Genomic DNA, 21,838 nt, shown 5'->3' on the forward strand with positions numbered 1-21,838 from the left:
GCAGGCCTCAGCGGATCGAGCAGATGATGGCGATGTCACCGGGCGCAAGATCGACAGCGTAGCCCGGCGTTGGATTGAAGTCGGTCTGGCGCTGGCGTGGGCCGGTGGCGTAGTGGATGAACAGCGCGGCTTGCGTGAGCACGCGAGGCTCGGTCAGCACCTTGAACTGGTATTGTACACCAGGCGTCCGCTTCAACTTCTGCACCAAGCAGCACAGCGTGAAATCGTGGTGGAAGTGCCGGGTGAATTCACCGGCCGGGAGATAGCCACCGCCATTCTCGACATTGTGGCAGCCAGGGGTCCAGGTCTGGATGATCGGACCGTCAGGGCCCTCGAACACGTAGTCGGCGGATCCGTTGATGCAGATCGAGACATGCTCGCACAGGGTCCAGGTAACGCCTGCCTGGTACATCTCAGCGATGGTGGCATTCAGCCGGGGCGGCACGAAGCCCAGCATCGGCCAGAGCCGCCACGAGTTTGCTGGCCGACGAAAGGTGAAGTCGTTCTTGAACACCCCGTAGTTGATCTCGAGGTCGTCGTTGATCGCAATCACCTCGTCGGTGACCGTCGGCCGGCGATCTGCCTGCATGTTGTGTTTTCCTCTAGCTGACTGTGACCGAGACGACCTCGCGCACAACATGGCTGCCGGACTGACCGCCCGACGTGCTGATTGCGGCGCCACCCAGAGTGGCGGAAAGGTTGAACGTGTCGGTCGCGGCGTTGACGACGAAGTAGGTTGTGTTGGCGAAGATCCCGGTCGGAAGCACCCCGGAGGTCGTGAACTGGACACGCTTGCCGTTTGTCAGACCGTGGGCAGCAGAAGTGACGGTCGCTGGAGTGGCAATCGTGATGGTAGCGGCGCGCGGCAGCATGCTCGTAAAGACATTGCCGCTCAGCGTGCCGTTGGCCTGATAAGCCGTGATCGGGTCCTTGTAGCCGTAGCGTGTACCAGAGCCGGAGCCGGTGAAGTTGAGCGCCGCGCCGCCCGGTGTGGCCGCGATCTTGAATGCGCTCGCACTGACCACCGACTGGACATAGTAGATGGTGAACGCCGTCAGCCCGCTGGGCATGCCGCCGCTGCAATAGAACTGGACCGGATCGCCAACGGCAAGCCCATGCGAAGTCCAGTTGATGGTGTTGGTTGGCGATGGACTGAAGGTGATCCCGGTGACGTAAGTCGCCCAGGAAACCGAGCCCGCACTCAATGGATAGACCGTACCGTTGATGCGCAAACGGCTGGGTTCGGGCGTCACACCGTATCCGTCGAGACCGATCAGCGTGCGCGACGTCGCAGCGTAGAAATCATACTCATGGGCAATCGCGCGGATGTTGCGACCCTGCCAGTTTGCCGGCGTGAAGCCGCCACCCACAAGCGATGTGAAATAGCCGCCATCAGCGCCGAACTGCTCGCCAGCGCTGTATTTGTCGCCCCACGAGTAATAGCTGACGGGCAGATCGATCTGCCGCTCGTCGCTGCCCGATCCGAGCAGTACTCCAAGTACGCCCGACATCAGCTGATCCCAGTACCGGAGACGAACCAGACGTTGGTCTCGACCTTGATAAGCGTGGCGAGCCCACGCACGGCGAGCGTCCGATTGCCGGTGCTGGTGGTGCCAGCCTGGCAGAGCGTGACGCCGGAGCCCTGGGCGATGATGATGGCTGAACCGCCATTGTTGATGATGGTGATAGTAGTGCCGAGCGGAAAGCTGACCGTGCCATTGGGGGGCACAGTAATGGTCTGCGCAGCAGAATTCAGGGAATAGATGTGCTTGCCGTTGTCGGCGGCAACCAGTTGGTAGGACGCGCTTTGTGCGTTCTGCGGGACTTCGCGAAAACCGATCGACCATGCCGAGCCGCCGGCATCATTCACGGTGGAGCCGGTGGCCGCACCCGAGATCGTCTTGTTGGAAAGCGTCTGGCTATCTGTCGTCCCGACGACTGCGCCGGAGGGAACGGACCTGCCGGACCAGGAAGCGAGATTGGCGCTGTAGCCTTGTACATCGCTGCCGATCGCGAGGCCGAGATTGCTGCGGGCGGTGGCGGCATCGGCTGCACCTGTCCCGCCATTGGCAACAGCGAGAGTGCCCGTAATCTTGGTGCCAGCCAGTGAGGTCAGCCAGGCGGGATCAGCATAGGTGCTGGTGGTGAGCACGGCATTGCCGGAAACCGACGGCGCGGAGAGCGCTACGGTCCAGGAGGCAATCGTGCCGCTGCCACCCACCATGGCCACATTGACGACGAGCGCACCGGTGCCGCTGGTGTAGGCCGTAATCTGCCCATGCATCCAGTTGGTGGGTGTGGCCGTGCTGGTGATGGTCACCCATTGGCCCACGACGAAGGCTTTGCCGGTCTGGACTGTCAGCGACTTGGAGCCCGTGCCGATGGCGAGCGAGGTGGTACTGGTGGCGCTGGTGCCAGGCGCGTTGACCGCCGTTGAGGCGCTGGCGGCCGCGTTGGTCGCGTAGCCATTGACCTCGACCGCCAGAGCATTGGCCTCCGTGCCGAAGGTCGGCAGCGCGCCGAGGAAGGCGTCGGCACGCGCAGAGAAGTTCGCCGCGTCCGTCCGGGACGGCGGCGTTGGCAGTGCTGTTATAGGCATGAAATTACCCCTCGGGGTGGATCAAGTGAGCCCTTCGATGGTCAGGCTGCAGTAGCTGACGGTCGGGTAGGCAAGGTCGATCGAGAACTCTTTGTAGAAGCCATAGACGGTAAGGCTCTCGAAGCTTTCAGAGCCAATCCAGAGGACCGGCGAGGCACGCAGCGCTGCAAGGTTGCGGGCCACGTCATCGATGGCGCTGGTCGGCATCACGACACGCGCGGTCATCCGCTTGGCAAAGGCGCGTTCAACTACCGAGGTGACACCGAACTGGTCGGTCTCTTTCCTCGAATAATCTATGATGCCGATGTCGGCGCCATGCTCAGTTTCACCGATCGTGAACTGGCGGCCGAAGAGCAGTGCGCCACAGGAAACGAGGTCAGCCGGATTGTCGCGGGCAATGGTGACGGTGATGACGCCGGCCTCATAGACGGGCACATCAAGGAACAGCAGGCTCGACTTGCGCCCGACAGGTTCGAAGAACCAGGAGAACCAGTTGTCGATGGCCGTACCGCCGACATTGAAGCTCTGGGTCTTCGAATAGAGCTGCGTGCCCGAAACCGTGAGCGAAACCGTCGCGCTCTCCGCATCGGTGTCGATAAGCGCAACCCCGTCGGTTGCGCCTGGCGCCAGAACAACCTGCAAGCTGCCAGCCCGGGTCGTGGCTGTCCCAACGCGGTCATCGAACATGGCCCAGCGGTTGGTCGGCCCAAGATCAAGCCACTTGGTAGGATCGCTCGCCGGGTTGACCCCCGTGGATGCGACCAGTGCTTCATAGCGCCGGTGGGTTGCCGTCACGATCACCTTGGCGCCTACCGCATAGGCTGTCCCCGATGCCCAGACCGGGTGGTCGTTCTCCGGAGCCGTGCTGCTCGTCAGCATGGCATCGGTCAGTGTGGTCGGCCGGATTAGCTTCATGCCGCCGTCCTCACGGCTAGGGCATCGCCGTCTGGCGTCACGCGTTCGAGGATGCGGGCCGTCTTGCTGGTGCCAGATGCAATCGTAGCCGAAGCAATCCGCTGTTCATCGCGCAGGTCAGCAAGCTCCTGACGGAGCGCGGCGAGCCCGTCGACCAGAACCGTGGAGCTGTCGTTGGCCGGCAAAGCAATTGAGGCCGACTGATTGGAAACGAACTGTTCCCACCAGGTCGGTGTACTTGATGCGGCTGCCGTCGCAGTGGCCGTTGGCAACCCGGCCACCCCGTTGATGATCGCGACGGTCTGCTCGAGACTGGCAGCAGTCTGGCCCTGAATGCGCGCCAGTTCCTGTGCCGAGGTGGCAGCATCGGCTGCCACGGTCAGCAGGCTTTGGCTAAGCCCAGGCAGCGACTTAGCCGCCTCCTGATCACCGGCCCGGGCAGCAAGAGTGGCAGCGTTGAACTCGGACAAAACCTGAGCGTAGGTTTTGGTACCGGTGCCCATGCTCCCACGGATGCGGGCGACCTCGGACAGCAGGCTATCGGTAATGCTCTCCCAGGCCGAGCGCAGCTTTTCGGCCGCCGCGGCAGCCTCATCAGCTGCTTTTTGCTGGGCCTGCAGCGCCCAGATCTGCTGCTGCAGCGCGCGGTTGCTTTCATCGAGCTGGGCAAGATCGAGCGCCCGCAGCGCCGCGGTATTGCCCTGAACCTCCAGCAGTTGGCGTTCGAGCGACAGACGCTCGTCAGCAATGGCGGCCGCACTGGCTGCGTCCTGGGCCGCTCCAATGAACTCGGCAAAGGCGGGGGCCAGCTGGATAAGGGTGACATAGGCCGCGCGGCCAGCCTCGGTGGTCAGGTCCTGTGCTTCGACCAGAGCCCGGAAGCCTGCGATGCTTTGAGGCAGCCCAAGCCCCAGGCTCTCGAACACCCGGGCCATCTGCGCGGTCTGGGCCGTCGCCTGTTCGGCCTTGCTGTAATAGAGCGCAAAATACTCGCCCGTCGCGGTGGTCATGTCACCGGCCGAACCGAACAGGTCGAACAGGTTCATTTTCGCCGCAAGGGTCAGATCCTCGACCGAGGTGCCGAGCAGGCTGATCGAGGAACTCACCGCCTCGACGCTCGATGCAACCCGGATCAGCGTCTCGAAATAGCCTTCGCCGACCTTCTGGAATTGATCGAACCCTGGGATCGCGTACTTGGCAAGATTGTCGGCCGCTGCGCCAAAGACAGCGGTCAGCTTTTCCTGGATCTCGGCCCCGGTCAGGCCTTTCAGATCGATCTTGCCGATGTTGACGACAAAGCCCTGCAGACGAGATTGGACCTCACCAAGCGACAAGCCCAGCGGCCCTGCTGCGGCCGAGATCGCATCATAGAAACCGGAAAAGATCAGCGCGAACTGGCGCTCTAGCTCAGCATCAGCGGCAGAATATTGGGTCGAGTAACTCGAGCCCATGCTGATCCCGAGGAACTTCTTGGTCTTCTTGACGTCGCTGTAATAGCTCGCGTCAAACCCGCCGGAGAGGATGTCTGCCAGCGACTGGCCGCGACCGAAGATGCCCTGGCCGGTGATCGTAGTTTTGGTGCCGAACAGTGCGCCGAACGCCTTGCCGACGAGCCCGACCAGACCTCCCAGAATGCCGCCAATGATGGGGATCTTGTTCAGAACGGCCCCGACGCCTTCCAGTCCCCTGCCGATGAGGCCGGTCACGCCCGTGGACTGATAGCCGGTGTTTACACCTGCAGCCGAGGCTTCAGCGCCATTGGTGCGGATAATGAGATTGGTTAGCCCGCCGATGTTGCCCTCGATGTTGCGCAAGGAAGCGAGCATGGCGGCGGAGTAGCGCATGGTCAGCGTGTCGACCTCGCGCAGGTGATCGATGGCCTTGGCAATGCTCTCCGACTTGGCCGTGCTGTCCCCGAATACTGTGCCGGTGCCATCATTGGCGGCGGGCAGTTTTGGCGATCCGCCAAAGGCGCCGCTGATCGCGACACCGAGCGAGGCAATGACGCCGGCCGTGATGGCCCCTGCCGCAATGTTGAGCGGGAACGGCAGTGAGCGGATGGCATTGACCACCGCTTCGACCGCCTTGATGCCGGTCGTAATGATCGAGTTGCCCTGTTCGACGCCGGCGCGCGCAGTGTCGGAGGCGGCCATGGCCGTGTCGCTGGTGACCTTGGCAGCGGTTTGCGCGCCAATGAGCCCGATCTTCACCGCAGCATTCTTGATCGCGATCGCCAGTTCAAAGGCGCGGAACACCTTCTCAGCGGCGAGCAGCGCCTTGTAGCCGTCCGAGCCTTCCTTGAAGAAGCCCTTCGCGGCCGAGGCGAGATTACCATAGTGATTGATCTCGGCCGATGCCTGCGCCGCACGCGCATCGGCATACTGAAACGAGGTGCGTCCATATTCGCGCTCGGCTTCAGCCACGCGCTGGGCTGCAGCAGCTTGGGCCGAGGCAAAACGGGTGATCTCGACCGTAATCGCGCCAATTGCCCCGCCGACCGAGCCGAAGGCATCAGCCATGTTCTGGGCCGCTGCTTCCGTGGCCGAGACCATGTCTTCCATGCTTTGGAGAAACTGTTCCTGACCGCTTTGCGCAAAGTCTGCTTCCATCAGCCGAATGCGTGCGGCCCGATACCGCTCCCAGGCTTCAACCCCGCGCTCGAGCACGATCTGTTCGCGCTCTGCCTCGAGATTGGCGAGTGCTTGTGCCCGAGCCGACTGGCCAAGCAGAGCGACCTGCTGTTCGAGCGGCGCAACCGTCTGGCGAAGGAACTCCGAGGTTGCAAAAGCGTGGGTGGCCTTTTCCCAGGCTTCACCGGCTTCGAGAATGGCAATGCGCGCCTCGTCGGTTGGCGCCTTGAGTGCGGCCATGGCGACTTCCATCCGCTTGATCTCAATCGGTGTCTTGCCGATCTTGGCGGTCTCAAGCGCGAGATTAGCGGCAAAGTCGCGGGCGGCCTGAAGCGCGCGTTCGGCTTCCGTTTCCTTGGGGCCTTTTGCGCTGCTTGCACGGTCAGTGCTGTCGCCGCGGATCTCTTCCGCCTTGGCGGCAAGCCGGGCCTTGGCAGCAGCGATGCTGTTTTCCCGCCAGCGTGCTGAAAAGGCGTCCATCATGCTCATCGCATCGCCAAAAGCGGACGCGAATTCATCGCGGACCTGTGCGCCCATGCGGGCAGTCGAGCCGGCAAAACTGTTTTCCATTCGCGGCAGAGCAACGCTCTCGATCCGGGTGATGGTGGCAAGCCCGACGCGGTCGAGCACAGGGTTTACCCATTCGGCGAGCCAGTTGAGCGCTGCGATCGCTTTGTTGGCGAGGTATTCGATCCCGCTGATTGCCAGATTGGCGGCGCCAACAGCGGCTTCTCCGATAACGCCGGGCAGTGCAGCCCAAGTCACGCGGATCGCATTGAACCCGCCAACCCAGCCTGCATAGAGAATGGCGACGGCGTATTTGCCAGCAGTCAGCACCACCTCAAAGGCCGTGACCGCCCAGTCCTTGAGGGTCGAGAACACCGCGCCCAGGTTGAGCCCATCCGAGACGGTCTTCCACAGCCCCTTCATGGTGTCGCCGACGGTGATCCCGACGGGGCCCAGCTTTTCCATTTCCTTTTTGGTGAGGCCCAGGCTTTGCGCATAGCTGTCGAGCTCGCCCGTCTGTTTGACGCTCGACTGGAACAGCTTGAAGGCGCCGAACGCGAGTGCAGCGGCAGCAGCGGCTGCGAGAAGATAGGGGTTTGTCAGCGCTGCCGCGGCGGCGCTGGCGGCAAGCCCCAGCAGCGCCCGGGCCATGCCGCCGATGCCGACACCGGCCTGCATGGCGATCTGTCCGATCTGCGTGCCCTGCTGCATGAACACGGTCATGGGTTTCTGCCCGGAGAACAGACCGACCACCATGTCGTTGAGCTGAAAGACGAGGTTCTGGACATGGTGCCCGGCAAGCTTGGCCGAACCACCCATACGCGTCACACCGCCGCCCCCGACCGCATTGAGCGCCCGGTCAGCACGCGAGGCGCTGTCCGCCATATCGCCCATCGCGCCTGCCACCGTGCGCTTCATGTCGGCCATCTCCTTCTGGAGCCGGGCGACGTTGGTGATCATTTCAATTTCGAGGGTGCCTGCTTTCACGTGCTGGGCTCCTTCGACATCATCAGCGCCCGGAAGGCGTTGGTCACTTTCCGGGAGACTTCATCTCGGTTGAGGACGGACGTGGCAGTCCACGGCGGCGGGCAATCAGGCTCGCGGGCGCGGAGGGTTTCAGCGACGAATTCGACAGAAAGCCGTCGCAAGAGGCGGACCAGCCACGGCGGCAGATTGAGCCCCATGCAGTGCTGCCACTGGCTAATCGTGGCCCAGGAGATGGGGACTGCGCCCATCGCGCCGGGATCGGTGGGGCCGACTTCCATGAGCCAGTCGATCACCCAAGGGGTTCGGATGGGTGGAAAGTCAGGAGTAAGGTCGTCGATGGCCATTCGCTGCAGCCGGGTCAGCGGTTCGCTTTCCGGATCAGGCTTTGGCGTTTTCCCAGTGCGCGGCTTGGGCGCGGTGCCCAGCCACGCCAGTTGCCGGACGTAAAGGCTCAGCTCTCGGCCGAGCTCTTCGTAAAATTTGCCCAGTCATTGATGTGAGCGGCGACCTGCGTGGCGATGAACCCGATCGATGGATCGGCATAGGCCTTGCGAAACAGTTCCTGGCCTTCGAGCCCGTCGGCGGGCGGATAGGTGAAGCCGTTGAAGCTGACCGTGCAGGCAGCCAGAAAATCAGCCTGTTCGGCGAGCTTCTCCTCGGCCGACTGGTCCATCTTCCCGCGCTTCTTGATCTTGTCCATCAGCTGGTTCTGCTGGCGAGCCTGGGCGCGCTGATAGACCTTGGAGCCTGGGCCGTAGACTGTGATCGAGAGGCGCTTGCCCTTCTCGTCGAAGAGCGGGGCATCGTCGCCGCCGACCAGTTCAACCGTCGAGGTGTCGGTGGCAGCGAGGGTCGTGATGTCAAACATGGAATATCTCCGTCAGGATGTCAGGGATCAGGGCGCGAGGACTTCGACAATGCCCACACCGGCGGAGTTGGTGGTGAGTTCCAGGGTCACGGTGGCGGTGGTGATCTGATCGACCGAACCGACATTGACCTTGAAGCTCATGACCTGCGCCTGGAAATAGTACTTGTCGCCGTTCTGGGTGGTGACGAGGAAGCTGTGGTCAGCGTCCGACAGCGAGGCGGACTTGAGCAGGATCTGGCCGGCATCGTCGGTGTCGAGACCCAGCTGGATCTGCATCGTGCCCTGGTTGAAACTGCCCTTCTTCTTGACGACGCCGCGGCTGCCTACGGGATTGAAGGTGACGAGATTGAACTCGCGGCCGAACTCACCGAGATCGGAAACCTCGCCGACCACGGTCATGGTGAGCGCATTGTAGCCGGTGGCATCGAAGGTCGCAGGGGTAGAGGCCGACACCTTCAAGGTGGTGCCGGCGGAAGTCCGAACGGTCATGGTAGCAGTTCCTTATGAAGGTGAGGCTCAGCGCGCCTCGTTGAATGAGACGCGAAAATCCTGCGTCTGCATGTGGATGCCGGTCTCCTCGTCGAGGAAATCAGGACCGGCGGAATCTGTGTGGACGGTCACGTCAAAGAGCCCGTCGATGGTAGGCATCTGGTCGGCCGCCGCTTGGCGGACGGCTGCGATAATGGCTTTCACTTCAGGGTAGGTCCGGGCCAGAACGGTCACCTGCACGCGCTCGGTGACGCGGCGTTTCGCGCCCGGAGCCGGAACGTTGCGGTCGACACTGCTGACCGACATCAGCGATATCGCCGGCAAGTCCGTGCCCTGCGCCAGCATCCCAGCGGCGATCCGCGCAACGGGGACAAGCGACGTCACCCCGGTGTCAGCCACCAGGAGCGAGCGGACCGCAATAACACCGTTCATTCGTCATCGACCTCGAGGGTCGGTGCCTTCAGGTTACCGATCTGGACGCGGTGGGCGATGTAGGAGCCCATGGCATTCACCGCTTCCTCGGCTTTCTGGTCAAGCGCTGGGCGCAGGAAGGGTTTCGCGGCGTGACCCGGGTGCATGACCGTGGGCCCGACGAAGTTCTCGCCAATTTTGAGGCTGCCGCGCTTCACCATCTTGTTGATTGTGCCGATACTGACTTTGCGCGGGCCACGCCGGGTCTCACGCACCGGCTTGTCCGCCTCGGAAACTGAGATCAGGTGAGGTGCGACCCCATATTCAATGAACAGGCCAAGATAGGAGCCTTTCCCACGCAGTTTGACGTAAGACGAGAGCTTGGCGCCGTCGGTTCGGGTGCCAATCCCGATCGCGCGCTTCAATTGTCCGGTCTTGACCGGGACATTGGCCTTGGCCTGCTGCTGGATCACCTTGGCGCCAGCCCGAAGACCTCCACGGATCACGTTGCGCTCCAGGTTCTTGGGCAATTCATCGAGCAAACGCAGCAGTTCAGGGCCGCCCTTGAGCCGGATCGTCATGGTGCGGCTCCTTCGCTCGAATGTTCCTCGACCATGAACTCCATGGCCTCCCGCCGCCCCAGCGTTGCAGGGCCGGAAATGATCTGGTGGACGCATGAATCGATGATGACCCGCATACCTGCGGCGAGCCCTGCCAGGTACCGAATGCGGATCCGGGCGGGACGGCGATCAATTTGGATGCTGTCGGCCAGGCGCTCGGCCTTGGACGGGAGAATGTCCTTCACCTCGGCCCAAACGCAGGCGAACTCGGTCCAATTGACCTGTTCGGTGCCATAGTGCGGGTCGTGCGTGACTACCTTGCGCTCAATCCGGATCCTTGTGTCGAGCTTCGAGGCTAGATCCGGCGACATTTGAGCTGACCCACCAACGTGTCGAAGGCGAGACAGGCTGCACCTTCGCGGTTTTCAAACAGGGATGCGGTTTTGACGAGGATCGCAGCGCGGGCGATCGCCAGATCAGGGTCGTTCTCATCAAATCCGGCCGACAGTGTGATCCGGATCAGGCCGTCTTCACCCAGATCGGGCCAGGATTTCCCGGATGCCGGGCGGATGCGGGTGAACCCGTGGCGCTTGCGGGCGACAAAGTCTGCCTCTGGCAGGGTCATCGTTGCCCCGTTAGGGGCAGTGTAGCGGATCTCGGCCACTGAGCAGGGCCGGATGGGCACGGTGATCTCATCTTCCCAGCTTTCCAGCTGCAGTTCGATGGTCTGTTCGCACAGCTTCAGGCCAGTCTGCTGCTCAAGCTCGGCTTGGGTCGCGTCCAGTTTAGCGCCGAGCAACAGGTCCTCGTCGCGGCCATCAAGCCGAAGCTGCTGGCGTGCTTCCTCGAGCGTTACGGCACGGTCCTGAGGTGGCTCGATCGTGACGATCTCAGACATTATTCCACCTTGGTGCGGTGCGTGGAGCCTGATTTGCGCGTGACAGCAGGGGCCGGTTCACTCCCGCCGACCTCGACCGCGAGCCCGCGTTCGATCAGCTGTCGGCCAAAATGATCGTCGAGCTCGAAGCTCTGGCCAGCCAGGATGTTGTTGGAACTGACCGAGCTGATGTGCAGGGTATCAAGGGCTTTGAGGATCATGGGTTATCCCTTCCGTTGGATGAGAGGGGCCGGAACGAGCCGGCCCCTGCATCATCACGCAGCCGTTGCCGCGGTGGCAGCAGCGGCGAAGTCGCCCTTCACGAAAGCCTCCGGGCGGTAGACCGCGAGCGCGAGGCGCTCTTCGGCCAGGACCGTCACCAGGTTCTTGCGGAAGTTCTGGTCGTCCTCGGTCGAGATCTCGACCATGGCGTCCATGCGGTCGAAGATCTGCGCGCCGAGTTGGAAGGCGCCGGTCAGGAACTTGCCCGTCGCCATTGACTGCGTTGCCACTACCGGCTGCCCCCACAGCGTCGGCGATAGGTTGCCCTGCGGATTGCCGATGATGAACTGGCCGGTCGTGTCCTTAAGCAGTTCGATCGCTGCCCAGTCAGACGGGTGCAGAACGACGCCCGTCGACATAAGCTCGGAAAGAGCGGTCTGCAGCATGGCGAGGCGCAGGACATCGATGCGGGTGACAGGCGCCGGGATGGTGATCGGCGGCGCAAAGGCGGTCGCCTGGGTGTAGACGCCGTGCAGATCGGTGCCGGTACCCCCGCCGTTGAGCAGCTGGTTCTCTTCAACGAGCGCCAGGCCATATGTCAGGCGGCCGTCGATGTAGGACTGCAGCATCGGCACATCGTCGAGGATCTGGCGGGTGGCGAGAACCCAGTGGGCGATCGTAGTAACGCTGCTGGTCACGACATCGAACTTGATGTCGGTCTGCGGCTTGGTGGCGCCAGCCGTTTCCGAGACGGTGGCAGCCGCATTGGTGAAGCCGGTTTCCTTCACATACTGGACGGCATTGCTGTTGGTGCGCCCCGGGGTCAGCAGGTCGCGCACCGTCAGCCGGCGCTGATTGGGCGCGATGATCCCTGGCTGACGATCCGGCACAATCAGGTCGCCGGCCGAGCCATTGGCGTCGGTCGTGAGTGCGGAAATGATCGCCTTCACCTCGACGCTGGCACGGCCCCGGGCAGTCTTGCTGTTGAGGAACGGCTGGATCGCCTCATTAGTGACCACCTGTTCGCCGAGTGAGCGCGGAGCGACGCGTTCATCGTCCTGCTTTTTGCGGGCGAGCTTTTGCTCGACCTCGTCGAGGCGGGCCTTCGCTTCATTGAGTGCGGTAAGCGCCTCATCAGCCAGTTGTTTAGTCGATGCAGAGAGCTCTTCGCCCTTGGCGGCCTTGCCAAGAGCTTCCTCGGCGAGCGCCTTGACCTCGTCATGGCGGGTATCGAAGTCCTTCTTTACGGCCTGCTGCTGCGCTTCGAACGCAGCCTTCACTTCGCCGGCAAGCTGCTCGGCGCTCTTGGTGTCAGTCATTTGGTAGCTCCGTGGAGTGAGGTTCAGCCGCGAATTTGCGCGGCGAGTGCCGACAGGAAGTCGGTAGAGGTCTCACTGCCGGACTCACTCCGGAGCAGTGATTTGAGGCCTTTGCCCGCGATTGCGGTGGCCTGGCTTTTCGAGAACCCTGCCTCGCGCAGGAAATTCTCAAATTCTGGGAGCGACGGCAGGATCTGCCCGTCCGTCAGGGTCTTGACCGCCGTCACCTTGGCCTCGGTATTCATGGGCATGGTGACGAGGCTGATTTCGCGAAGATCGATCTTCTTGAGGCGCAAGACGCCGGCCTTGTAGGGATCGGGAGCGGCACCGCCCTTGGGGATGGTGTAGCCGATCGAGAGGCCCCCAAGCGCGCCGTGCTTCAGCTTGCCATAGGCGCGCTGGGCGACGGGATCGCCGTCCAGGATCAACTGCCCGCGCACGAACAGGCCGCGGTCATCTTCGAAGATGTCACGCCAGACGCCGATCGGTTCGCGCTGGTCGTGCTGCCAGAGCATCGGGATGCCCCAGCCTTCGGCGCGGGCCTTGGCGACGCTCTCCCGGAAAGCGCCAGGTTCGATGAGGTCGCCGCCCTGGTCGACATTGCCGAAGGTCGAGGCGTAGCCCTCGAACTGCCCGGTGTCCTGAAGGTCACTGGATTTGAGGGTCAGGGTGAGGTGTTTCATTTAGGGGGCTCCGATGGGGCATTCGCTCCGGTTGGCGGCAGCAATCCTGCCTGACTGATGGGCACGTTCTGCATCTGCATGCGAGGGACATCGCCGCCATTGACCGGCGGCAGGTTTTCCAGCGCGCGAACCTCGTTGATTGTCATCACGCCATTGGTCAGCATTTGCTGGTAGAAGGAGGCGCGTGCGGCGCTGTCGCCGCGCAGCAGGCCTTCCAGGTTAAACTCGATGACGAGTCCCGCCTGCCGGTCGGCGGGCGAGAGCAACTGTTTGGCCAGCGCCTGTTCGATGCGCTTCAAACGCCGACGCAGCGTGAACTTCTGGAACCCCAGCGTCTGCTGTTCGAGACCGGTGCCCCAGCTAGTGGTCTTCTCGGTGTGGCCGACCATGAACGGCGGCACGCCGAAGAAGCGGCAAACCTCCTCGACCGAGAAGGCCCGACTTTGCAGCATCTGGGCATCTTCCGGGCTGATCGAGAGCTGGACCCAGTCCATGCCGCGATCGAGCAGCATTGGCCGCCCGGCGTTGATCGCGCCGGCAAACTTCTCCTGCAGCAGTTCCTCGGCCTGTTTGCGCTGATCGAGCGTCAGGCTGTCGGCAGTCTTGAGCAGGCCAGACGGCCGCACCCCGTTGCGGAATGTGTCGCCTGAGGCCCGTTCGATGGCCTGCGCCAATCCGAAAGTCTGGCGTCCGAAGCTGAGGGTCGAAAGACCGCCCAGCGGGTTGCCGCCGAAGCCCCGAATATGCAGCATATTGTCCTGGCCGACGATGGAACGGATCCCATTGTCGGACCACTCATATTCGAGGCTGCCGTCACGCAGGCGGCGGACAGTCATGAGTTCCGGCGCGATGGGAACACTGAGAGCGACCACCCGGCCATTGCTGCCACGGATGATCTCGGCATAGGCATTGCCGCTGAGTTCAATCGATGCGCAGATGAATTCCCAGAAGTCGACCGCGGTTTGGTCGGCATTCGGGCTCTCGTGCAGGATCCGGTAAAGCGGATGGTCGGTTGCCACCGTCCTTGCGCCGCCCCGGGTCCGGTAGACCATGAGCGGAAGCGAGGCGATCGTACCGGCCAGCAGATTGACGCAGGCCCATGCCGAGGCGAGCCCAAGCACCGAGTTGGCCGAAACCAGTTCACCGGTCGTCGTCGTGCGGCCGCCTGCGGCTTGCACCGGCCGCGGGTCAGTGAGGCCGATGGAGCGCGCGAGGTAGCCGACCGCCTTTTGCAGCAGCTTCATGATGCCAGGCTCTTCAGCCAGTCATCGATGGAGCCGGAGGTATCGCCTGCCATCGCTGCCCCCACTGCCATGCACAGCGCGACGGCTGCGTCGATCTTGTTGATGGCCCGCTGTTTGGAGAGCCACTTGTTGTCCCAGCGGTCGGTCTCGGTGACCGCCGACATCATTGCCGAGATGAGGACCGGATTGCGTTTGAGCCGGATGCGGCCCTCAAGGATCAGTTCTTCGACGCGCCGGAGCGAGCCCGGCATCCAGAGCCCTTCGGTCATCTCGCCCGCAGGCTTGGCCCGCTTTGTGCCGCCCTGCGGGTGCTCGACAAAGGCGAGGTCGAGCCCGAGTTCGGCGACCTCCTCCTCGAACCGCCGGAAAGCGTATCGGTCGTAGGCGACCGCCTCGACCCGGTAGTCCGAGGCCATTTCGGCAAGGGCTTGGGCCACATGGCGAAAGCTGATGTTCTCGCCGGCAGGCGCGTTCAGAAATCCGTCGGCGACCCAGAGGTCATAGGGCTGCTTGTCGCGCAGCACCCGTGCAGCCAGTGTGTCACCCGGCGTCCAAACCTCGACCCAGGCATCAAAGCAGGGCTTGCCGTCCTTCTCGCCACTTCGCTGAACCGCAGCCAGCGCAGTCAAATCCCGGTTCTGGCTAAGGTCGAGCCCGAGCCAGACGGGCCCACCAGCCTTGGGTTCGAACTCTGCCAGCAGCGGCTCGAGCGTCGAGCGCGACATCCAGGCGGTCTCGGCATCGGTCCACACACAGAAGTGCAGCCGCAGGATCCCGTTCAATTGCCCCGGGATGGCTTTCGCCTGCGCCACGACTTCCGAGAGGTATTGCTCGGTGATCGTGACGCCCAGCAGCGGGTTCGCCTTAATCCAGCAGCTGGGGTCGGTCAGCGGGTCGTCGCCTTCATCAAGCCCGCAGACATAGCTGAACGTCGTGTCGTCGAGGACCTGCCCGAGAAAGGTCGGGTCAGTCACTGCGTCAGGGTTACCAGCCGCCACCCGGATGGCGTGTTCGTGTTCCTCCCATGCGACCGAATTGCGGTCCGAGCCCGAGTTGGTGATCATGAACAGCAGCGGATCGCGGCGAAACTTGAAGCCGCGCTCCAGCATCTCGATAATCGAGCGGTCGGGCAGCTCGTGGACCTCATCCGCCAGCACGAAGTATGGCCGAGGGCCCGAGCCGGTCTTGCCTGTATCGCGCGACACCGGGCGGAAGAAACTCCCGCTGGCCAGATGCGCGATGTTGAACTCGCGGCCGGGGCCGCCAGAAAACTCGAGGCGCCGGGCCAGCGCCGGGGACTGCCGCACCATCTTCACCGCATCGCGGAACAGAATGTTGGCCTGTTCCTTTTTGGCAGCAGCCGCATAGATCTGGGCGCCTGCCTCCTTGCAGGCGGTCATCCCGTAAATGCCAATGCCGCCTGCAACCGGCGACTTCCCGTTGCCCTTGCCCTGTTCGATGTAGGCGCGGCGGAACCGGCGGCGGCCGTCCTTGCGCTTCCAGCCGAACAGCGAACCGACGATGAACGCCTGGCTGGGCTGGAGCTCGAAGGGCTCGCCCTCGAACTGGCCTTCCGACAGCTTCAGCACCTCCTCGAAAAAGGCAAAGGCATGATTGGCGGCCGTCTGGTCGAACCAGATCCCGTCTTTGCGCTTCAGATCTGCTATGTGCCGTTTACAGGCATTGCGGACATGCGGCCCCGCGACGATCTCGCCTGCGGCCACCGCCTTGGCATAGGCGAGGGTCCGGTCAGGCGAAGAAGCGGTCGGCGGGGTCCGTGCCTTCTTCTGGCGGCTGGGCCGCGATCCTGCTCCTGGCACTCGGCGTCATCCCAAATTCTGCGGCGTAACGCATCATGTCCGCCGCCGCCTTGTTGGCGGTGCCCACCAGCGGATTCTGGATCGCGTTGCCGTTCGATGTCTTGATCATGAGGCCGCCGGTCAGCTGGTCCTTCTCGGCCATCTTCGCGATTGCCCGTTCAGCCTGGACCCAGCGGCCATAGGCCATGGCGTAGGCAGCGAGGGCTGCCCGATCGATCTCGGAGAGTATCCCGATATTATAGAGCTCGGTTGCAACCCGGTTCCATTCTTCAACTGCGTCGGTGGTCAAATGGTGGGGTGGCAAGGGGATGGCAGCCTTGGCCTTAGCCTCCTTGCGGTTCAGTGTCCGCTTGCCGGGATTACCCGTGACCAACTTCAGATGGGTGGGCTTCGGTTTCGTTCCGGGTTTCATGGCCGAGCGCCTTCCTCTATGTCTCGCGCCAGACAGGTTCCAAGCCTCCAAAATCCGAGGACACGGCGATATTTGAATTTTTGATCATGGCCGCTGCCGCAGTGATTGCACCGCAAGGCACGACGTTTACTTGCACGCCGACCCGGGTCTGGGACGGTGATGGGCCGGTCTGGTGCGCCGAAGGTCCGCGTATCCGCTTGTCCGGCATCGCTGCCCGCGAATCGGACGGCAGCTGCAGGTCCAATCAACCATGCCCGCGTGCCTCAGCGGAAGACGCTCGAGATGCGCTGGTCAGGCTGATCGGTCGCCCTGTCGGCGTGTCGCGTGAGGGGCATATTCTTGTAAGCGGTCCGGCAATGGAGTGCCGCTCTGAAGGCGGTGCCGGGGGGGCACGAACTGCGGCTTGGTGCGTGTCGCCGAAATCTGGCGATATCTCTTGCGCGATGGTCAGGGGTGGCTGGGCTCTGAGATGGGATCGGTACTGGCGGGGTCATCGCTGCTGACGATCCCGGCTATTTCATTGAAGGTACGGCCGTCACCCTCAAGGGTAGCAGCCTTTCCAGTAAAATCCTGCCAGCGCTTGATTGCGACATCGACGTAGACCGGGTTTAGCTCGATCGCGTGGATCGAGCGGCCCGTCATCTCGCCGGCAATGATGGTCGTGCCCGAGCCTGAAAACGGCTCGTAAACTGCCTGACCTGGGCTGGAATTGTTCTCGATCGGCCGCTTCATGCACTCGACCGGCTTCTGGGTTCCGTGGCCCGTCTCGTTCTTCTTGGGCTTGGCGATGTGCCAGACAGTGGTCTGCTTGCGGTCGCCGGCCCAGTGACCCTTGGCGCCCTTCTTTACAGCATACCAGCAGGGCTCATGTTCCCAGTGATAATCGCCGCGGGATAGAACCAGTTGACCCTTGTCCCAGATGATCTGGGAGCGAAGCATGAGATCGCAGGCGGCAAGGCTGTCGCCCACAACACCGGCGAAGAGGCCGGCGTGCCAGACATAGGCGACATCGCCTGGGAACAGGGTCCAGGCATCTCGCCAGTCCGCCTTGTCATCGTTCAGTACCTTGCCCTTGGCTGTGCCGGAGGCGGCAACACCGGCCTTCTCCCGCCACGCCGGATCGTATTCCACGCCATAGGGTGGATCGGTGACCATCAGGTGGGGCGAGACGCCGTTCAGTGCCTTGGCGACCGTATCGGCATCCGTGCTGTCGCCGCAGACCAGCCGGTGCTTGCCGAGCAGCCAGACATCGCCAGGTTTGGCGATGGGATCGATCGGCGCTTCCGGTATGTCGTCGGGGTCGGTGTTACCCCCCGTCTTTTCAGCCAGCAGCTTGCCCAGTTCGTCGTCCGAGAACCCGGTCAGGAGCAGATCGAAGTCGAAGCCCTGCAAATCGCCGAGTTCGACGGCGAGCAGTTCAAGGTCCCAGCCGGCGTTGAGCGCGAGCTTGTTATCGGCGATGACGTAGGCCTTTTTCTGGGCCTCGCTCCAGCCCTTGGCGACCATGGTCGGGATCTGCGTCAGGCCGAGCTTGCGCGCCGCTAGCAGGCGGCCGTGACCGGCGATCAGGCCGCCGTCCTCATCGACCAGCACCGGGTTGGTCCAGCCCCATTCGCGGATCGAAGCAGCGATCTGGGCGACCTGTTCATCCGAGTGCGTGCGGGAGTTGCGCGCGTAGGGCGTAATTTTCTCTATCGGCCAGAACTCACTGTTCTGGGCCGGCCAATCTTGCTGCATAGATGTCTCGATCACATTGGCGAGAGAGGAGTCGTGAATCGACCAAGCAGAGCTTGTTTTGGTTGTTGAGCCGAGGCTAACTTCTGAATTCAGTGCGGGGGCGTGATCCGCTAGTCGAAAAGAGGAATGGTTAGTGCCAGAACAGCGCCAGAAACTATCTTACAAGGGGGCTGATATCATTGCCGCCTTCTGGAAAGGCGACTGCCAGGCTGCTGTGCACGGAAGAAGCATCGCCCGTAAGACGTTCAAAGGCGCGACCCTTGAAGACGCGATAGATCAGGCGAAGGGTTACGTTGACGATATTTTGCGCAGTAGGGAGGTCAGAACCACCCGGCATGGTGAATATCTGATCGTAGCATCATATGAATCCGGGAAATTTCGCGCGACTGCGACGAGAGGTAGCATCCGGTTTTCCGCGACAGACGACATTGGCTTGGAGGGTGCAATCAATGCGCTAGTCCACCGGATCGATACCGAGCCAAATCTGATAGCGAAGGTGACGCAGGAAAATCACAACAGGTTTCTGGAGAAACAAGGCATGCCTTCAGGTGCGTTGCGTTCTTCTGAAAAGCCGTTTGTGCATCGCATGACGCATTGCTGGGCCTGTAAACATCCGCTGGACAACATGGTGCAATTCGAGTGCCCAGCTTGTGGCTGGATCGTCTGTGGATGCGGTGCCTGCGGGTGTGCGCCGTCCAGTTAAATCGAGCCGACTAGTTGTTCACCCCCGGTTGCTAACTCGCGGGCGCGAAAAGTTTGGTCCAAGCGCGGTTTCCCGTCCGAAGGCCCCAGACTTTCGATCCGCCCCCTGACCCCGTCATCCGAGCGGCCACCCGTCGGCGCCAACGCTAGCCGTCCTGCGTTGGCCAAATTGCTCGGCAGTCCGCTTGGCATGGCACTCGGCACAGAGGCAGCGGATATTGCTGTCCCGGTCCGATCCGCCATGGGCCAGGGGTATAATGTGATCAGGTACGGTCGCCTCGCGGATGATCCCGTTGGAGGCACAATCACGACAGAGTGGTTCTGCCCTTAAGCGACGGAGGCGCTGCGCAACTGCCTGGCGTCCTCGAAGTCGTTCAGTCATTGCACGACGCCTGAAATGAATAACGCCCGGAAGGCCAGCCAGGCTCCGGGCGCAATTCGCAACGATCTATTTCGGAAGTGCATACAGTATAGGCAATCTCTCGTCAACCCATTCCTAAAATATTATCTATATAGATCAGTTTTATAATGAAGAATCCTAAGATGAGTTATCCGGTAACGAACTGGTCGTTTTGATCCTGAATAGAGTGACCAACGCTTCGAGCCCGTGCTTCAGATTGCGAAGATCTCCGGGGCACCAGCCCGAAGTATCCGCCTCATGGCAAACGACATTGTGAACCAAAATGCTGGGCCGTCTGCCGGTAGTTGCCGGCGCGTCACTGTCGCATGCTCTCAGCATCACGACGGCTGCAACTGTGCGCTTTCGGATCTTGGTTACATACTCAGGATCTGGCTCGGTTGTGCTGCGACCGATGATGCCTTGCTCCATTATTAGCCAAGCGGATGAGACAGGGTTTGCAGCTGGCAGGCCCATCACCGCGCGGTGTCGTGCCATTAGATCACCGTAAAGCTCAGCCGCTGCTAGTTGTTCGGCCGAGATTTTACCGGCAAATGCCAGGCGCCCAATGGCAGAGCCAAGGCGTTCATCCTTGGCTTGCCTCGCGGTCACTCCGTAGTGCCTTTGGCGGGTTTCGATCACCGTTGCGGTCACTTCGCGCTGGGTTTCCGTCTTGCTCGGTTGCACCAGTTTGCCCGACGGATAACGCTTTCCTGATTTGCGCTTACGGCCTCTTGCCACGGGCGCCTCCATAAAGCCGTTCCCCGATTGACCGGATCGCTTCACGTTCGAGGGTAGTGAGGCGCTGGTCACTGACGTTCACAGCGAAGATGCCGTCTCGCCATCCATCGCGACGAAGTTGCTCGCCGTCTCGTTGACGTGCGCTGTCATAGATCCTTGAGGTCATGCTCATGAGCGGACCTCCCGCAGAAGTGCTGCGTAGCCAATGATATCAACCATGCTGTCGATGTGGCCTGGATCGTAAGTGAGGCGGGTAAGCTTCAGGTCGATCATGCACAGGGCAACCTGTGCCGGGGTGATGGGGGCTCCCAGCGTGATTGACCAGCGATCGGCAATTGCCCGGAACTGTTCAGCGGGGTCGCCGTAATCGTCGCGGCGTTCTTCCAGAACCTTTGCGGTGTGACCGAGAATGGACCAAGTGGTCATCGCACACCTCCACGGGTCTCAATGGCCCAGAGCAGGATGGCGATCGCATCAGCCTCGTTGTCGTCTGCGGGGGCGAAGCCCCTAAGCTGAACAGCTTCGATCACGGCGGCCTTGGCGGCGTTGCCTTTGCCAGAGATAAATCGCTTGATCGTGCCAACGGGCACGCCCTGGTAGGCAACCAGGTGTTCCTCGCACCAAGCAGACAGAATCCCTTGAAATCCTCCGTATCCGTGGGCTGCATCAGTCCCGGCATGCCGCCGGACCTCTTCGTAGTAGACCGCTTCAATGGGACCGGCGTCGATGTCGAGTTGCTCCAGCCAGCGGCGGAAGCGCAGGTATCGCATGCCGCCACCATCAAAGCGGGTGTGCCTGAAGGATACGGTGCCGCTGATGATGATGTCGTCGCGGCCTTGAAGGGCCCAACCGGTGTTGGTGCCGAGGTCGAGCGCAACCATCGCGCCGCGGGTTATGGTGACCGGAGGGCTCGCCGGCGGGGTTGCGCTGCGCGGGAACGCAGGCAGAGTCAGAACATCCATGATGATTCTCCAATGGGGATGGGTCGTGGTGCGGGCGGCGGCGGTTTTGTGCTTGGCGGTACGAACCACCGTCGTCCGGTCTGGGGTGATGGTTTTCAGGACATTGGCGCCTCCATCAGAACGGGATGTCCGAGAGCTCGTCGTCAAGCTCCTGGAGGGTTCTCTTATTGGGCCGGACACTCACGACCTGCGCGCCGGGGAACGCGTCCTTCGCGGCAGCGAGGATCGGGTGGCAGCGGATGACGTTGGCGATCTCGTCCAGCGCCCAGACCTGGGCCTCCCGGCCATGGCGCTGGGCCCGACCGGTATCGCGAAGATCACGAACCAGAATGACGAGGCCATCAGTCGTCTCGAACTCCCACTGATCGACCGGCAGCGGTTCGCCCTTGGCTTCACGTGCGAGCTCGTCGAGCTTGTCGTAAGCCCGCAGCATCGCATCACCATGCCGGCGAACGAGAGCGAGATCGAACTCCCATACCGCAGCGTTGAACATCTTGTGCTGCGCATGGAAGCGTTCAGCCCACTCGATCGGAACCAGCATGGGCAAACGCCCGATGCCCCAGCGCTCGTCCATTTCACGTCCCCGCTGGTCGACACATTTGATGATGACCTGCATGTCGCTGATCTGCGCATGGCGGGTCGGTGGCGCGCCTTTCATGCGCCCCTCCTTTCTTCGCTAAAGTTGAGGCTGACGACGCGCCTGAAGCGCAGTCGGAAGCCCTTAGGGGGTGTGGGGGGGAAGCGACTGCGCGTTCC

The 21,838-nt window shown here is 62.2% G+C and carries 26 protein-coding genes; 2 read left to right on the plus strand and 24 right to left on the minus strand.

Features of this window, described 5'->3' with window-relative positions; genetic code table 11:
• Positions 1-7: 7 nt before the first annotated feature.
• The 18 genes from RSE14_RS01445 to RSE14_RS01530 form a co-directional block, all read right to left on the minus strand.
• A complete protein-coding gene (locus RSE14_RS01445; protein ID WP_324075475.1) occupies positions 8-589 on the minus strand; it encodes a hypothetical protein in 582 nt (193 codons plus the stop codon).
• 13 nt (positions 590-602) lie between these two features.
• On the minus strand, positions 603-1,511 hold the full coding sequence (locus tag RSE14_RS01450; RefSeq protein ID WP_324075476.1) for a hypothetical protein: 909 nt from the start codon (positions 1,509-1,511) through the stop codon (positions 603-605).
• The gene (locus tag RSE14_RS01455; RefSeq protein ID WP_324075477.1) at positions 1,511-2,599 is read right to left on the minus strand and encodes a hypothetical protein; all 1,089 of its coding nucleotides are present in this window, start codon (positions 2,597-2,599) and stop codon (positions 1,511-1,513) included. Before RSE14_RS01455 ends, RSE14_RS01450 begins: the two co-directional genes overlap by 1 nt.
• Positions 2,600-2,620: 21 nt before the next feature.
• Complete coding sequence (locus RSE14_RS01460) at positions 2,621-3,514, minus strand: hypothetical protein (protein WP_324075478.1); 894 nt, start codon at positions 3,512-3,514, stop codon at positions 2,621-2,623.
• Positions 3,511-7,638 carry a phage tail length tape measure family protein gene (locus RSE14_RS01465; RefSeq protein ID WP_324075479.1) on the minus strand — a complete coding sequence of 1,376 codons (4,128 nt, stop codon included), beginning with the start codon at positions 7,636-7,638 and terminating at the stop codon, positions 3,511-3,513. The genes RSE14_RS01460 and RSE14_RS01465 overlap by 4 nt, the downstream gene beginning before the upstream one ends.
• Complete coding sequence (locus tag RSE14_RS01470; protein ID WP_324075480.1) at positions 7,635-7,982, minus strand: hypothetical protein; 348 nt, start codon at positions 7,980-7,982, stop codon at positions 7,635-7,637. The genes RSE14_RS01465 and RSE14_RS01470 overlap by 4 nt, the downstream gene beginning before the upstream one ends.
• A 107-nt stretch (positions 7,983-8,089) precedes the next feature.
• Positions 8,090-8,506, minus strand: a complete 417-nt coding sequence (locus tag RSE14_RS01475) for a hypothetical protein (protein ID WP_324075481.1) — start codon at positions 8,504-8,506, stop codon at positions 8,090-8,092.
• Between the two features lie 27 nt (positions 8,507-8,533).
• Positions 8,534-8,995: a hypothetical protein gene (locus tag RSE14_RS01480; RefSeq protein WP_069309497.1), complete on the minus strand. Its 462-nt coding sequence runs from the start codon at positions 8,993-8,995 to the stop codon at positions 8,534-8,536.
• 27 nt (positions 8,996-9,022) lie between these two features.
• Positions 9,023-9,427, minus strand: coding sequence for a tail completion protein gp17 (gene gp17 / locus RSE14_RS01485; RefSeq protein WP_324075482.1), 405 nt, complete (start codon positions 9,425-9,427; stop codon positions 9,023-9,025).
• On the minus strand, positions 9,424-9,987 hold the full coding sequence (locus RSE14_RS01490) for an HK97-gp10 family putative phage morphogenesis protein (protein WP_324075483.1): 564 nt from the start codon (positions 9,985-9,987) through the stop codon (positions 9,424-9,426). The genes gp17 and RSE14_RS01490 overlap by 4 nt, the downstream gene beginning before the upstream one ends.
• Entirely contained in the window at positions 9,984-10,337 is a 354-nt protein-coding gene (locus tag RSE14_RS01495) for a phage head closure protein (RefSeq protein ID WP_324075484.1), read from the minus strand. The genes RSE14_RS01490 and RSE14_RS01495 overlap by 4 nt, the downstream gene beginning before the upstream one ends.
• Complete coding sequence (locus RSE14_RS01500; RefSeq protein WP_324075485.1) at positions 10,322-10,864, minus strand: head-tail connector protein; 543 nt, start codon at positions 10,862-10,864, stop codon at positions 10,322-10,324. The genes RSE14_RS01495 and RSE14_RS01500 overlap by 16 nt, the downstream gene beginning before the upstream one ends.
• Positions 10,864-11,064 (minus strand): hypothetical protein, encoded by a 201-nt coding sequence (locus RSE14_RS01505; RefSeq protein ID WP_324075486.1) that lies wholly within the window; start codon positions 11,062-11,064, stop codon positions 10,864-10,866. Before RSE14_RS01505 ends, RSE14_RS01500 begins: the two co-directional genes overlap by 1 nt.
• Before the next feature lie 54 nt (positions 11,065-11,118).
• Positions 11,119-12,384 carry a phage major capsid protein gene (locus RSE14_RS01510; RefSeq protein ID WP_324075487.1) on the minus strand — a complete coding sequence of 422 codons (1,266 nt, stop codon included), beginning with the start codon at positions 12,382-12,384 and terminating at the stop codon, positions 11,119-11,121.
• 23 nt (positions 12,385-12,407) lie between these two features.
• Positions 12,408-13,067: an HK97 family phage prohead protease gene (locus tag RSE14_RS01515; protein WP_324075488.1), complete on the minus strand. Its 660-nt coding sequence runs from the start codon at positions 13,065-13,067 to the stop codon at positions 12,408-12,410.
• The gene (locus RSE14_RS01520) at positions 13,064-14,311 is read right to left on the minus strand and encodes a phage portal protein (RefSeq protein ID WP_324075489.1); all 1,248 of its coding nucleotides are present in this window, start codon (positions 14,309-14,311) and stop codon (positions 13,064-13,066) included. The genes RSE14_RS01515 and RSE14_RS01520 overlap by 4 nt, the downstream gene beginning before the upstream one ends.
• Complete coding sequence (locus tag RSE14_RS01525) at positions 14,308-16,035, minus strand: terminase large subunit (RefSeq protein ID WP_324075490.1); 1,728 nt, start codon at positions 16,033-16,035, stop codon at positions 14,308-14,310. Before RSE14_RS01525 ends, RSE14_RS01520 begins: the two co-directional genes overlap by 4 nt.
• A gap of 25 nt (positions 16,036-16,060) precedes the next feature.
• Entirely contained in the window at positions 16,061-16,543 is a 483-nt protein-coding gene (locus tag RSE14_RS01530) for a phage terminase small subunit P27 family (protein WP_324075491.1), read from the minus strand.
• A gap of 86 nt (positions 16,544-16,629) precedes the next feature.
• On the opposite strand from RSE14_RS01530, the gene RSE14_RS01535 reads away from it, so the two are divergent.
• Entirely contained in the window at positions 16,630-17,046 is a 417-nt protein-coding gene (locus tag RSE14_RS01535) for a thermonuclease family protein (RefSeq protein ID WP_324075492.1), read from the plus strand.
• Here the strand turns inward: RSE14_RS01535 and RSE14_RS01540 are convergent.
• Positions 16,991-18,280, minus strand: coding sequence for a site-specific DNA-methyltransferase (locus tag RSE14_RS01540; RefSeq protein ID WP_324075493.1), 1,290 nt, complete (start codon positions 18,278-18,280; stop codon positions 16,991-16,993). The two genes, RSE14_RS01535 and RSE14_RS01540, sit on opposite strands and share 56 nt — an antisense overlap.
• 133 nt (positions 18,281-18,413) lie before the next feature.
• Here RSE14_RS01540 and RSE14_RS01545 point away from each other — a divergent pair, with 133 nt between their 5' ends.
• The gene (locus RSE14_RS01545) at positions 18,414-18,983 is read left to right on the plus strand and encodes a hypothetical protein (protein ID WP_324075494.1); all 570 of its coding nucleotides are present in this window, start codon (positions 18,414-18,416) and stop codon (positions 18,981-18,983) included.
• A 114-nt stretch (positions 18,984-19,097) separates the two neighbouring features.
• On the opposite strand, the gene RSE14_RS01550 is transcribed toward RSE14_RS01545, so the two are convergent.
• From RSE14_RS01550 to RSE14_RS01570, 5 genes are all read right to left on the minus strand, one after another.
• Positions 19,098-19,364: an HNH endonuclease gene (locus tag RSE14_RS01550; RefSeq protein ID WP_324075495.1), complete on the minus strand. Its 267-nt coding sequence runs from the start codon at positions 19,362-19,364 to the stop codon at positions 19,098-19,100.
• A gap of 156 nt (positions 19,365-19,520) precedes the next feature.
• Entirely contained in the window at positions 19,521-20,132 is a 612-nt protein-coding gene (locus RSE14_RS01555) for a hypothetical protein (protein ID WP_324075496.1), read from the minus strand.
• A gap of 156 nt (positions 20,133-20,288) precedes the next feature.
• Positions 20,289-20,546: a DUF6378 domain-containing protein gene (locus RSE14_RS01560; protein WP_324075497.1), complete on the minus strand. Its 258-nt coding sequence runs from the start codon at positions 20,544-20,546 to the stop codon at positions 20,289-20,291.
• Positions 20,543-21,082, minus strand: coding sequence for a crossover junction endodeoxyribonuclease RuvC (locus RSE14_RS01565; RefSeq protein ID WP_324075498.1), 540 nt, complete (start codon positions 21,080-21,082; stop codon positions 20,543-20,545). The genes RSE14_RS01560 and RSE14_RS01565 overlap by 4 nt, the downstream gene beginning before the upstream one ends.
• Before the next feature lie 115 nt (positions 21,083-21,197).
• Positions 21,198-21,740, minus strand: coding sequence for a hypothetical protein (locus RSE14_RS01570; RefSeq protein ID WP_324075499.1), 543 nt, complete (start codon positions 21,738-21,740; stop codon positions 21,198-21,200).
• Positions 21,741-21,838 lie beyond the last annotated feature (98 nt).

The sequence above is a fragment of the Erythrobacter sp. genome, assembly GCF_035194505.1.
In the GTDB taxonomy this organism is placed as follows: domain Bacteria; phylum Pseudomonadota; class Alphaproteobacteria; order Sphingomonadales; family Sphingomonadaceae; genus Erythrobacter.